The organism is Nitrosopumilus cobalaminigenes (assembly GCF_013407145.1).
Lineage (GTDB): Archaea > Thermoproteota > Nitrososphaeria > Nitrososphaerales > Nitrosopumilaceae > Nitrosopumilus > Nitrosopumilus cobalaminigenes.
Genome location: NZ_CP026993.1, coordinates 1,315,119 through 1,328,340, shown reverse-complemented (window position 1 = coordinate 1,328,340; position 13,222 = coordinate 1,315,119). Strand labels below are relative to the sequence as shown.

The 13,222-nt window shown below is 33.3% G+C and carries 16 protein-coding genes; 2 read left to right on the top strand and 14 right to left on the bottom strand.

The window, feature by feature from the left end:
- Window positions 1-14: 14 nt before the first annotated feature.
- The 11 genes from C5F47_RS08225 to C5F47_RS08175 form a co-directional block, all read right to left on the bottom strand.
- Window positions 15-470: an ASCH domain-containing protein gene (locus tag C5F47_RS08225; protein WP_179360595.1), complete on the bottom strand. Its 456-nt coding sequence runs from the start codon at window positions 468-470 to the stop codon at window positions 15-17.
- A gap of 5 nt (window positions 471-475) precedes the next feature.
- Complete coding sequence (locus C5F47_RS08220; RefSeq protein ID WP_179360594.1) at window positions 476-2,017, bottom strand: pyridoxal-phosphate dependent enzyme; 1,542 nt, start codon at window positions 2,015-2,017, stop codon at window positions 476-478.
- Window positions 2,018-2,080: 63 nt separating this feature from the next.
- Window positions 2,081-3,643 carry a vWA domain-containing protein gene (locus C5F47_RS08215; RefSeq protein WP_179360593.1) on the bottom strand — a complete coding sequence of 521 codons (1,563 nt, stop codon included), beginning with the start codon at window positions 3,641-3,643 and terminating at the stop codon, window positions 2,081-2,083.
- On the bottom strand, window positions 3,644-4,438 hold the full coding sequence (locus tag C5F47_RS08210) for an AAA family ATPase (protein ID WP_179360592.1): 795 nt from the start codon (window positions 4,436-4,438) through the stop codon (window positions 3,644-3,646).
- Window positions 4,439-4,472: 34 nt separating this feature from the next.
- On the bottom strand, window positions 4,473-5,936 hold the full coding sequence (locus C5F47_RS08205) for an NAD(P)/FAD-dependent oxidoreductase (RefSeq protein ID WP_179360591.1): 1,464 nt from the start codon (window positions 5,934-5,936) through the stop codon (window positions 4,473-4,475).
- A gap of 186 nt (window positions 5,937-6,122) precedes the next feature.
- A complete protein-coding gene (locus C5F47_RS08200; RefSeq protein ID WP_179360590.1) occupies window positions 6,123-6,551 on the bottom strand; it encodes an RNA-binding domain-containing protein in 429 nt (142 codons plus the stop codon).
- Window positions 6,552-6,577: 26 nt separating this feature from the next.
- Entirely contained in the window at window positions 6,578-7,189 is a 612-nt protein-coding gene (locus C5F47_RS08195; protein WP_179360589.1) for a 30S ribosomal protein S3ae, read from the bottom strand.
- 40 nt (window positions 7,190-7,229) lie between these two features.
- Window positions 7,230-8,492 carry a serine--tRNA ligase gene (gene serS / locus C5F47_RS08190; protein WP_179360588.1) on the bottom strand — a complete coding sequence of 421 codons (1,263 nt, stop codon included), beginning with the start codon at window positions 8,490-8,492 and terminating at the stop codon, window positions 7,230-7,232.
- Window positions 8,493-8,735, bottom strand: coding sequence for a KEOPS complex subunit Pcc1 (locus tag C5F47_RS08185; protein WP_179360587.1), 243 nt, complete (start codon window positions 8,733-8,735; stop codon window positions 8,493-8,495).
- Window positions 8,698-10,119, bottom strand: coding sequence for a RecJ family nuclease (gene recJ / locus C5F47_RS08180; protein WP_179360586.1), 1,422 nt, complete (start codon window positions 10,117-10,119; stop codon window positions 8,698-8,700). The genes C5F47_RS08185 and recJ overlap by 38 nt, the downstream gene beginning before the upstream one ends.
- Entirely contained in the window at window positions 10,119-10,568 is a 450-nt protein-coding gene (locus tag C5F47_RS08175; RefSeq protein ID WP_179360585.1) for a 30S ribosomal protein S15, read from the bottom strand. Before C5F47_RS08175 ends, recJ begins: the two co-directional genes overlap by 1 nt.
- 124 nt (window positions 10,569-10,692) lie before the next feature.
- On the opposite strand from C5F47_RS08175, the gene C5F47_RS08170 reads away from it, so the two are divergent.
- Together C5F47_RS08170 and C5F47_RS08165 are read left to right on the top strand one after the other, a co-directional pair.
- The gene (locus C5F47_RS08170; protein WP_179360584.1) at window positions 10,693-11,025 is read left to right on the top strand and encodes a hypothetical protein; all 333 of its coding nucleotides are present in this window, start codon (window positions 10,693-10,695) and stop codon (window positions 11,023-11,025) included.
- A 141-nt stretch (window positions 11,026-11,166) separates the two neighbouring features.
- Complete coding sequence (locus C5F47_RS08165; protein WP_014965818.1) at window positions 11,167-11,436, top strand: hypothetical protein; 270 nt, start codon at window positions 11,167-11,169, stop codon at window positions 11,434-11,436.
- A 105-nt stretch (window positions 11,437-11,541) separates the two neighbouring features.
- Here C5F47_RS08165 and C5F47_RS08160 read toward each other — a convergent pair whose 3' ends face one another.
- The 3 genes from C5F47_RS08160 to C5F47_RS08150 form a co-directional block, all read right to left on the bottom strand.
- Window positions 11,542-12,081 (bottom strand): hypothetical protein, encoded by a 540-nt coding sequence (locus C5F47_RS08160; protein WP_179360583.1) that lies wholly within the window; start codon window positions 12,079-12,081, stop codon window positions 11,542-11,544.
- A gap of 38 nt (window positions 12,082-12,119) precedes the next feature.
- A complete protein-coding gene (locus tag C5F47_RS08155; RefSeq protein ID WP_179360582.1) occupies window positions 12,120-12,434 on the bottom strand; it encodes a hypothetical protein in 315 nt (104 codons plus the stop codon).
- A 95-nt stretch (window positions 12,435-12,529) separates the two neighbouring features.
- Complete coding sequence (locus tag C5F47_RS08150) at window positions 12,530-13,099, bottom strand: methane monooxygenase/ammonia monooxygenase subunit B (RefSeq protein WP_179360581.1); 570 nt, start codon at window positions 13,097-13,099, stop codon at window positions 12,530-12,532.
- Window positions 13,100-13,222 lie beyond the last annotated feature (123 nt).

Here is a 13,222-nt window from a genome sequence, read left to right as displayed (position 1 = left end):
AAGATTTAATTTTTCTAATGATGTCCAATCCATTGGTATCTGTATTCTTCATCAATGATGTCTGACACTATCTCTTTGTTTTTGATTTTGGTTTTAGGAATATTTACATCAAAGAATCCTAATTGACCTTTCCAAGATATTGGAATTCTTAATGGTCTAGCATTTTTTAACATAAAACCAAAAGTTTTGTTTTGAAATTCTTTTGATGCAAAATGAAATTTTTGATCCGATTTTATTTCTTTAATTGAATTATATTGTTTTACATCATACAATTGTGCTTTACCGATAATTGCACCTGTAACAAATTTTTTTTCAATTTTTAGTCTTTTAGAATCCTCCACTCTAATTTTTCGTGGAGAATGAATTAAAAATTCTCCACGAAAATTAGTATTCCAGTTTCTTAACTCTATAGTTTTTTTTCCTAAAATAATTAAATCAGCAAATGGTTGTGAAACTGAAAGACACTTCAACGCTGTTATTCAGTAGCTGCTTTGATGTATTGACCTGGATTTTTGCCTTGTCCTTCTGGCAAATTTGTTATGCCTCCATTCAAACTTTCTGTTACTATGCCTTTACTTGCAAGCACTTGAGCAGTCATTAATGATGTGTTTCCAGCCATACAAATTAACAATGATTTACCCTTAGAGCCATCTAGATCTTTGTTTAATTCATCTGGAATTTGTTGTGTAGATAATAATTGATTTATTGTACTTGCCTTTGGAATTGCAATTTTTTCTTTATCAACGCCTAGCGATTTTGCAATCATTTCAATTCCTTCTTCTTTTGGAGTGTATGAAGTGTGAACCCAAATTATTTTGTCATATTCTTGAACACTTGATGCTGCTTCATCTAATGAGACTTGAATGCGTTGATTTTTTGACATTGCTTCAAGGTTTTTCTTGTATTTTTCAATACCATCAGCAACTACAACTATGAATTTACCCTTGTCTCCGTCACTAAGCTTTTCTAGAATAGAATATAGTGCAAGTGCAGTACTTTCACCAATATTGTGACCTTTTTCTACAAAGAATTTTAGCAAATGTTTTGCTTGTCCGAAATCCACTTCATGTTCAGCTTCATATGTATCTGGATTATACAATTTCAAACCATCAGCTTTGGCCTTTGTTCTAATTCCTGCTACATCTTGACCTGGGACTGGGAATACAACATGAATTGCCTTTTTTCCGTATTTCTCATTCATGTATCTGCTTAATCCTCCAGATGTGCCACCTGTTCCAAAGGAACACCAAATTCTATAATCTTCTAAAGAATCTGAATTTTCTTTTAATTGTTGTTCAATTTCTACCGCTGTAATAGTTTCATGAGCATTAATGTTTAATTCATTATCATACTGTTCAGGACAGAAAAATCCATAAATTTTTGCAAGTAATTTTGCTAAATTGATAATGTCTTGTGCAGCTAGCAATGTTTCAATTTCAGAAATTGAATTATCAAAAATTGTAGGATCAAAACCTAATTCTGCTAATTGAGAACGAACATTGCCTGCAGTTGCTTTGGCTTTTAATGCATCAGCATCACTGTCTTTCATACCTGGTGCTGGACAAATGTCCATATCAAGATCCATAATTCGAATATCTTCATTTCTTAATTCCTTAAAGACTCCTTCTTGTAATTTTCTTGAAACAAGTGACACTACAGTTAATCCAAGCTTTGACATTTGGCCTAAAGCAATTCCAAAGTTTCCTGATGTTGCCTCGATGATTGTCTGACCACTTTTCAATTTACCTGTTTTAATGGCATCATGCATTATGTGAATTGCAGGTCTAACTTTGATTGAACCTGATAATAAATTAGCATCAAATTTTCCATACACTTTCAAATCTAAATCTGAAATATCCAATTTGTACACACTTTTTGCACATTCTTTAAGATCACTTGTAAGATCAACTAATGGAGTTGCGTTAACCACTTTTCCTCCTTCTAAATGTGGAATTTTATTCCAAATTTCTTGCTCAAACTTCTCAAGTAATGGTTTATCGAAATCTATTTCAGCCATATTTTCTCTAGAACCATTCAATTTTTTGCTTCATATATAACATCCTGATATAATTTTGAAAAATTAACCTTCTAAAATACTCATTACCTTATTTGGAATATCATTTAACCTACTCACTGCCATGGTTTTTTCATATCCTAAATGTTTTAGATTATTGGCTATTGTGGTAGCTCTGATAGTGTTTGGGCCTAATCCTAACGCAACCATGTTTATCCCCAATCCTTTGAATGATTTTGTCATACTTCTAACTGCATCTGGATCTGATGGCTCACCATCAGTTAATGTCAAAAAAATATCTGGTCTTTTTGATTGCAATGTTGGAAACATTTTGCCATATACCTCTGCTAATGGTGTAGAACCATTTGCAACAATTTGTGCTAGTCTTTTTGCAGTTATGCTATTCCATTTAACGTTATCAGGCTTTATTGACCAGCATACCATTGCTCTGTTTTCTGTACTAAAGGCGTAAACTGCAAATTTTACTTTAAGAAAAGCCAAGACTTCACAAAGTGCTAGAGTTGCTTTTTTGTATTCAATAGCATCAGATGCAATGCTGGAGGAATGATCCAATAAAATTACAATTTTTGTTTTAATTGATTTTTTCACATCTGTAAAAAATGGTTCATGTCCTTCAATGTAGTTTTCTTCATCAAATTCATCTCCAGATCTAAGATGTTGTTCTTTCCAACCTGATTTCCATTCTTTAAATTTTATTTTCAATCCATTTATCAATCGCATATCGTAGATTATTGATTCATCTACATTTCTTGTAGATGGAATTTGAATCCCAATAGTTTCAGAAGATAATCCTTTGTTTTCTGTTTTTTTATTTTCATCTAGCAACACTTTGTATTCGTCATACACATCATCCCCGCGAAGAATTGACGAAGGATCAACAGTTCCTATGTCTCCTTCTTTATTTTTTGAAATTATTTTTAAGACCTTTAGTAGTTCTTCTTCTGATAATGCCATTCCAGCTTTCATAAATGGTAATGATATTGGAATGGTTAGAAGGGAATCAATATCCAGCATTTTGATTATTTCACTAACTTTTTTCTCAACCCAATCAGTATCTTGTTTTTCATCAATTGCTTGACTGACAATTTTTTTTGCGAATATTGTTGCTTTTTTAATTTTCTCAAAATTACTTGATTGCATCTCTCCTTTGATTACGCCGAACATAAAATATTGATAAAATGCCTCTACAATCCTTGCTTTTCCATAAACTGTGTGTAATTGAGGCCGTGAAACTAGCATGTAGGTGTAATTGAATAGAATTTCATTATCCATCCCCTTCCAAACTTTTCTTCCCAACTGTTCAATCCTTTGAGTTTCCATTGTATTGAGAATAAAACCAAATGCATGATCATCACTGAGAATTTTTTTACAATACTTTATTCTCATGGCTTCATACCATAGTGATGTTCTAAATTGACGATATTTTTGGAAATCGTCCCCAATTCTTTTTTCTAATGGAGTTATGATTACTTTATTTTCTTTTAATCGTGATTTAGTTTCTGTCTTATCTGAAATTTCTATTGTAATGTTGTCTTTTTCAGACCATCTTCTAACAAGAAAAGTTGCTATTTCAACTAATGAATCGTTTTGTAGTTTAATTAATTGCATTTAATTTCCAAACATCGAAGTAATAATGTCACTTACCTTTTGATATTCAATATTGCCCCATTGTGTATAGACATTTCCAAAAACAATATCTGCAACTTCTTTTGGTGACATTCCCTTGTCTAATAATTTTCCAAAAGCAATGGTCTCTCGTAAGCTGGGTGAATAAAATAATTCTTCAACAGCGGCAGCTTGTCTTAATGTATTTGCTAGTTTAATTGCTTGAATAATTTCTGCTTCATGATTTCCTGAAACATATTTTTTCACAATTTCTAATTCTATATTTTCTGGTGGATATTCTAATCTTATTCTTACTGGAAATCTACTCAGTAATTGTGGTGGTAATTCTTTTGTTCCACTATGTGATAGTGGATTAATTGTAGCAACTACAAACCATCCTTCTTTTGCTTTAACAACTTCTCCCGTTGATTCTTTTAATACAATTTGACGTCTATCATCTAATGCCTCATCTAATCTGAGTAAGACATCTGCCTCTGCTGAATTAATTTCATCTAGATAAAGCATATCTCCGCTCGTCATGGATTTTATGAGTAATCCTTCTTCAAAACTCACAGTACCATCTGTCAATGTTTTAGTTCCAATCAAATGACTTTCTCTAGTTCTGAGACTAAAATTGATTGATTCTTGATTGATATTCTTGTTTTTAGCAAAATCTCTGACTAGAGATGTTTTACCAGTTCCTTTTGGACCGATAATGAGCACAAAAAGACCTGCTTCATATGCTTTGTTTAGAATTTGAGTTGAATTATTCCAATCAAGATATTGAGCTTCTTCCAAAGTATGTTTTCAATGATTTCTACAATATTTAATATTAGTTCTTAGAATCAAATGATTCTATTTTTGTAAATGCTTCCTCTAGTCTTTGATGTAATGTTTTATTCCAATCATCAAATCCTGATGGATCTTTTGGATAATTATTATAATGTTCAACTAACCATTGATTTTCTTTAGAAGTGTATCTGAGTCCATCTGCAACTGTTTTATTCATTGCACCTCTGATTATCATGCCAACTTTTCCTAATCCTGAAAAGTCTGGATGTTCACCTTTACTGATTGATTCAGCATCAAGTTTACCCAAAAAGTGTTTCATACCATAACTAATTTGTTCATTGGACATTTGTTGTATTAATCGTCTAAAGAGTTCAAGACCTGCAGTTTTGTATCCATACTCTTTGATGTAATCTAAATTGTATTGCCATAATCCTGCTTCAGAAACATCATTTGCTTCTAATGCTTGAGCTACATTGTTTCCTAGAATTGTACCTGCAATCAAAGCAGGACCTATACCACCAGCATCAATTGGTTTTGGCATCCATGCTGAATCTCCAACCATCATATATCCTCCAGATACCATGCAATCATTTTGTCTTCTAACTGAAACTTGGAATACTCCTGAATTATTGTTAATGTCTTGTGGTTCCTCTGATAATTTTGGATTTTTAATTGCAGTATTTCTGTGAAGATATTCTTTCATTAGTGATTCAACATTGTCTTTTTTACCTAGTCGTTTGTTCCTTCTATCTAAAAGAGATTTCTCAACACCTAGACCAATGTTAACTTTAGTGTCTCCTTTTGGAAATACCCATCCGTATCCACCTGGTGCAATGTCTTGATCTAAATGAATAATACAATAATCTGGATCAAATTCAGTAAGATCATTTTCACCTTTTTCAAAATGCATGATGTATCTTCCAGTAGATTCTAAATCGCGTCTATCGATTCTTTTTTCTACTTTTGTAGAATTTTTGAGTCCATTTCTAAGCATGGATGTAACCCCTGTAGCATCAATTACAATTTTTGCTGTTTTTTTGTATGGCTGTTTTGTTTTATTATCTACTCCTTGAATTCCAACTGCTTGTTGTCCTTCGTAGATTAAGCCTGTAAGATTAATTTCATATTCAAATTCGATACCCATTTTTTTACATCTTTCATTTTGAATTTCTGGTAATTTTTGACGATTTAACATAAATCCATCACCATCAAAAGGAATTGAAGTTTCTTTGTCAGGTGAAAATGCCATTACTCCTTTTACATCATGTTCAATTTCAGGTCTAGTCCATTCAACTTTGATTCTCTCTGACATAAAATCAACTGCTTCTTTTGAACATGCATCTCCACATACCCAACCAGCTAATGATTTTCTACCTGGTAGAAATTCTGTATTTCTATCAACAACTAAAATTTTCAGATTTTGATTTCCATAATGAGCAATAGCTTGTGCAGTAATTGTCCCAGCAAGACCTCCTCCTGCTATGATAACATCATAATCTGACACGATATTCCGGTCTGTTTATCCGTATTTAAAATAATACCATGAAATAGTCTACAAAATCTGTATATTGAAAATATTGATCGATAAAAGGGGTCGGTTCGTCGCGGCGTCTTCAAAGCTTTCGCTCAGACTGGAGCGGCTGTTATTTCCTCATTCCCAAATTGTATAGTTGTTTTATTACTATTTAATCTAGTTGACAATCTTCAAAATTTCAGAAAATATTTTGACAGTGTCTTTTTTGTTGTAAATGGGTGTGTGAATTTTTAATTTTATTGTGCCTTTTTCTTTTACGACTAGATTACCTTTCACAAGTTCTTGTTTGTCTAATCTTAAATGGAATCTAGAATCTTCTATCCTGTCTTCAATTTCTTCAATCAAATCTTCCACTTGATCATCTGGGAGAAGTTCAAGCAGTTTATCTATAAGATTTTGAGCCTGTTTTTTTACAATATTTGCATTTAGTAATGTTATTGGATTTTCGTAATGTCCTTCTGTCTCCTCAATTACAAAATCTTCTTCTTTTACATTCAAAACATCTTCAAAAGATTGGAAAATTTTTGTAATATCTTCAGTTGCATGAACTATCACATGAATTGAAATTTCAATCTTATGAACCATAATTATGAAAGATAAATTTTACTTGATTATGCTTCAAGTAATTTTGTTTCTTTATCTGCAGTTCTAATGAGTTTGACTTTCTCAAGACCTACATGTCTTACTCTAATTACTTTCTTGAATGCTGCCATAATGTCTGAATTAATTTTACTATAACATGTTGCTTGAACAAATTGATCAATTGTCATTTCAGGAATTGTTTTGTTAATTACATCTCTTGCGATAAGTCTGAGTGCATGTTGTCTAGATGTGTTAAGTTGTCTATGTGTTAATGCAAGTAATTTGATTCTAAAGATATAGCCATCTTTTGTTTTAATATCGATAATGAAATTAATTTTTGAAGAACCTCTTCTAACTAAACTACGCAAAAATTCTTTTGAATACTCATATCTCTTGAAAATTGTTGTTGCTTTGTCACCTTCAACTTTGTTGATTTGGAAATAGATTTTGTATTGATGTTGTGAAGGATCACCTTTTAGAATATCATATAATGTAACTTCTAAAACTCTTCCAACTGCATTTTCATCATCTGTTATTGGAACATATGCGATCGGGACATTGTTGAACGAATCTGGTGCATATACTGTAACCCAGCGTTTTTCTCGCCACTTGTCCTTTACTCGACCTTTTCTACGTGCCAATTATTAACGACCTTTGAACCCAAAATATAAGGGTATATCACTAGATCTCTTTCTGATTTCCCATGTAACTCTGTAAAACACTAGGAATTCTAATGTGTCCATCTTTGGTTTGGAAATTCTCCATAATTGATACCATAACTCTGGTTGTGGCTATCAAAGTACTGTTTAGAGTATGCAAATATTGTGTATCTTCATTTGTTTTATCTCTAAATCTAATCTTCAATCGTCTTGCTTGATATTCTAAACAGTTTGAACATGAAACTATTTCTCTATAGGCATTTTGTCCTGCCATCCAAGCTTCAATATCATATGTTTTTGCTGAGACTTTTCCCATATCTACAGATGATAATAGCATGACTCTGTGAGGAATTTCCAAACTTTGATAAAATTCTTCAGCAACAGCTAGCATTTTCTCATGTTCTTTCCAAGAATCTTCAGGTCTTGAAAATACAAACTGTTCGATTTTATCAAATTGATGAACTCTAAAAATCCCCTTTTGATCTCTTCCATGTGCACCTGCTTCTTTTCTAAAACATGGACTAACACCAGCATATCTTAAGGGTAATTCTTTACCTTCGATGATTTCTTTTGCTCTCATTGCTGCCATGGCATGCTCAGATGTTCCAATCATGTACAGATCTTCTTCTTCTACTTTGTAGATGACTTCTTCAAAATCATCAGCAATTACTGCTCCTTCCATTGATTCTCTATTAATCATGTATGGAGGCTGAACCAAAGAATATTCTTTTTTTGCTAGAAAATCTAATCCATAGTGAATCAGTGATTGATTTAATCTTACAAGATCATTTTTTAAATAATAAAATCTGGCACCAGCTACTTTTGCTGCCCTTTCAAGGTCAACTAAATCTAAATTTTCTGAAATATCGATATGATCATTTATTTTAAAATCAAAATTTGGAATATTCCCCCATTTCTTCACTTCTTTGTTTGCACTTTCATCTCCTATTGGAACTGATTCATGAATTAGATTTGGAATTGTTAATGATAATTTAGAATAGATTTTTTCAATTGATTCTTGTTCAGATTCTAATTTTGTAAGATCAGCAGAAACTTGAACCATCTTATTTAAAATCTGAGTTGTGTTTTCTCCTGCTTTCTTCTTTTGAGCAATTTGAATACCTATCTCATTTTTCTTTTTTCGTAATTCATCTGTTTTGAGAATGAATTCACGTCTTTTTTGATCTGACTCAATTAATGCATCTAAATTAAAATCCACTGCTCTAGCTTTGAGCATATCTCTAATGACTTGGGATTTTTCCTTGATAATTTTTGGATCTAGCATTTATTCTATCACCATTAGTGCAACCTGGATATGTTCCATTACTTCATCAACTGTACTGGTAAGATGTTTCATATTCTTTTTACTTTCGAAATTAAAAACTAGTTTGTTATCAATATTTTCAACATAAAGACTCAATCCTTCTGGAAAATCCACATTGTCTGGCTCTAAGGCTTTTTTCACCGTTTCGGCTTTTTCTTTAGATATGTTATTGAGAGTTACCTGAACTTGACACGTTAACGACATTTACTTCTAAATATTTGAGGAATTCATCCAATTTGTCTTTAGTTATTTTTGCTCCAGCTGCTGCATTGTGACCTCCACCTATACCATCAAATCTCTCAGCACCTGTTCTCATTATTTCACTGAGGTTGATATCTGATGTACAACTAAATGATTTTCGTGACGAGAACTTTATGGTATTTTCTTCAGCCTTTGTTCTCAAGATTACAATTTTTCCTGAATTTTTAGGAGAACCTGCAATGAGTGATGAAATTGTCCCAGTCATTGTTTCTGGGACTATATCTTCACCATTTACCATAACACATGTCTCACTTTCAGAAATTCTCCATCTTTCATTAGATAAAATATTCATATATTCTCTAATCATTTTTCTATAATCTGTTAGAATAGTTTCAGCTTCTCTTAGAATTTTATTTCGATCTCCCATACAAACTGCCATTCCAACACCTGAACGATTAATTCTTCCACATGAGTTTAGCATGGTTGAATATTCTCTTCCATCTCGTAGGAAACTTCGATTATCTTCTCTTGGGAATGTGTAGGTATATCCGATTAACTCTGTCATTATTTCCGTGGCATTTTTTCCAGAGGCAAATTTTGTAATTGCTTCAATCACTTGTCTCTTTTCTTCTTCATTTAGTTCGGCTGGAACTCTCCATCTGCCTTCTTCTTTCAGATTTACTCCTGAGGAATTTAGGATTGAAAAACATGCTTCTCTATTCCATGTTAATCCCTCGATAAATGGCTGTGAGGTAAATGCCAATGCATCTGCAAGTGGTCTTGTTTCTCTACCTACCAATAACAAATCTAAATCAATATCGACCAAACCCTGCTCTTTTGCAATGTTGGCAATTTCAAAATTTTTACCAGTAAATGATTTTCTTTCTCCTTGGTCTTGCCTATCCCCTAATGCTGAAACAATAGCTAGTGCTGATAAATCTGAGTTTCTTTCATCAAGGGCTACTGAGGCTAAATATGCCATACCTCCAGCACAGATTTCTGTTCCTCCATCAATTCCATATTTCCAAGAGTTTATGACATTTTGATTTTCTTTCTCTTCGTCTGAAATTTGATGATGATCTAAAACTATCCAATTATCTCCAAGTGTTTTGTCTAATTCATTTGCAAAGCCTCCTCCCAAATCGGTAACTACATGAAAGTCTCGAGAATCTGTTTTGAATGATTCTAGAACATTTTTACTAAATTCTTTAGATGTTCTAACAGTACAATTTGCTCCTGCTCTGATTAGTGCTTTGGTGATAATACTTCCTGATGTTAATCCATCACAATCCATATGAGTTGTAACTGAAATTGATTTTTTTGATTTTATACAATCTGTAATTTTATCTTTGAAAAATGAAAGTGATTCATCAAGTGATTTTGTCATTACTCTAGTTGAGCAACCACGGATTTATACTTCCATGTTTTGGAAATTCTTCCAATTCTTTTGTAGTAGACTGATAGTCTGTGAACTTTGGCTTCAATTAATTCCAAAGATCTGACATTTCTATTATCTCCCTTGTTTGCTTTGAGGTGTTTTTGAAGACCCACTGCTTTTCTAACAATGTTTTCAAGATCTTCTGGCATTTCTGCTTTCAAATCATTTTCCTCTAAAATTTGACCCATACTTTTTTTGGTAATTGGTTTGATTAGAGGAATGGAATGTTGATCTCTTAATTTAATTCCAATTTGACTAGGAGTTAAACCGTCTTTAGAATATTTTATTACAAGTTCTTCAATTTCTGCAGGACTTTGAGTAATCCATGATGGTGCACGAAGTGTAGCTGGTCTAATGGAATGTGATTTTCCGTGTCTATGTGTATGCATTCGTCCCATGATTTGGCTCATAATAGAACAGAATTAAACGTTACTTATACTGATCTCGTACATTGAACTCGAAATTGGGGTTCAGAATAAAAGTTAAATAAGTCTCTGGCGCCAAAACGAGCAGGTAAACAGTATGAATACAAAAATACTATTAGCAGCATCCTTAATCGCTGTCTTCACTATCGGAATGTCTGCAAGTTCATCCGTAGCATTTGCACAATACATGGGTAATGTAGGTAGCGAAGGACAAACCGGATCATACACATTAGAAGAAGCACTTGAGATTCAAACAAGAAGAATCGCAGCAGCTGAAGCAAATCCATCTTCTGGTTCAGGAACTCCATATCTTGATGCCAGTGGTGTAGTTGGTGCAGCCGTTATTGCAGGTGCAGTGTTCGGTGGTATTGCAGGAGCCTTCTTCATTAGAGGAAGATCAGGCAAATACGCAGCAATGGGAAGAGGATAATCAATCCTCACTTTTCTCTTATTTTATTATCTATCCTTAGTGGATACTAAGAACAAAATTTCTCTCTAATAGTGAATACTGATCTCGTACTTTATGATAATAAAAGAAATGTATATATCGCACAAATAGAGCCAAATTATTATGATTCCTATCGTAGGTACTTTCCTAAGCATCCTGTCTTCAATCACAGGACAACTAGGACCAAACTATGATCCATTATTTTACGATGTAATGATTTACATCTTCGGAACCATTATGTTCACAATATTCCTTCTTGGAATTATCTCATTCTGGTTACGTGTACACGGCTGGGCTTACAAAGACAACCGTGAAAGATGGGTTGATGAATTAGACAGACACTTTGAAAGAGAAGGTATCGGTCTCATTCCAGACAACGGTAAATACTGGTAAAATTACCAACTTTCATCTTTTCATTATTTTTAATATCCTTCAGTGAAAACTATGGAATTTTTCTTTAATACAAATTAGAATAAATTTTTACAAAGTCTACAAATTCTAGTTTTCTGGTTTTAGTTCTGGGAGGAAGTCTTTGTCTTTGGATGAATCATAATCCTTTGTAGTGAATACTCCTTTGTAGTGATATCCATCTTGTAATGGAGTATTGATGAATTGTGATGATTCTTTATCATTTACATAAAATGTAGATTTATCCTGATCCATATCTCTTAGAGGGAAATCCCACATCCACAGAAAGTGTCCAATTTGCCAATCATATTCTTCTTCCCATTCAACATAGATGGTTCCATCATCTGTCAAAGTATACATCGTTCTCTTACATTCTCCTTCATTTAATCCGGCATTGATATTTGCAGGAATCTCTGTTGGGAGACCATCAATAATTAACTCTAAACTGATTTTCATTTTGTAAGGTGTATCTCTATCGTTAATACAGACTTTGAGAGGATCGTTTTGACTAAACTGACCTTGAAGAACTGAACTGGTGACTCCTACTGAGATTGCAATAATTGCTGTGATTGCTAGAAATCTGAGTGTTTTTTTCCTTTTGAAGGGATCGCCCATTCCAGGATATTTCATCGTGATGGCTTTGACCAGATTCCTTAAAGTCCTTTCCTTTATTCATACATGACTTCGATAGTATCGCATTGATCTTGATGATCTGCAAGAAAATAGGTAATTTCATCAGAGTCAATTTCAAGCCATTCTGATTCTCCTTTGTAAGGAAGATAATCTTCCATAAACAAACCTCCTTCTCCTGATACTCTCACAACAATTTTTTCACTTTTTGGTTTTATCTCAAAAGGTAACTTTAGAACTTTTCCTCTTCTTTGATTTTGTATGTTCACTTTGTATTTGTCAGAACGGAATTCTGTTTCCCCAAAAAAATAACTTTGAAAAATATCTAACTTTGTAATTTTGAAACTTAGCATATTTTCATTACTGTTTTCTAGAAGATAAAACTTGGTCTGTTTTCTTACGCCAAACGTAAGGAATATCTAATAAATGAAAAGGAAAAGTGGGTGGTTTAGATTACTTGCCAGGGTCGTGTTGCAAACGTAATGACATATCCAACACCGATAATGATTGATTGATATGCGATGTTAGTATATGGGATTGGTTTGATAATTGGATCTCCTTCAACTACTACTGTTTGACCTGGACCAAGTCCTGGACCAACTTTTGCTACATTGAGTTGGGTGTGTACGTGGTATACACCTGCTTCAAGTGCTTTGGCAGATAGTGAGTAATCGATGACTGAGTTACCTGGAATGTCAAAGACGTTTCCTGGTGGATCTCTTGCCAACATCTCCCATCTGTTACCTGCGTTGGTTGACTCTGTGAAAATGGATAGCCATCCTCTTAGGTCTCTTTCTACTAAACTAACTAAAGTTCCTTGAAGTGTCAAGGTTTCGCCAGTTTGTAGGGATTGTCTGTTGAAGGTTTCATCCTCAATTCTGATGAAACGACTCTGGAGTTGTGCTTGGACACCGTGTGCATCTGCAGTTGGAAGTACGGATTCAACCCAGTTGAAACCTAATGTTCCTAGTGCAAGTACGACAGCTAGTCCAAATACGAAAATTCTTTTTTCGACCATAGTTATCCCTAAGTTTTGGAATCAAAACACGTCGTTATATGTTTTACCTTAACAGCGAGGATCGATGCTATCTTTAATGTTAATCGTTGATGTATAACATTGAAATCAATAAAATAATGTTCA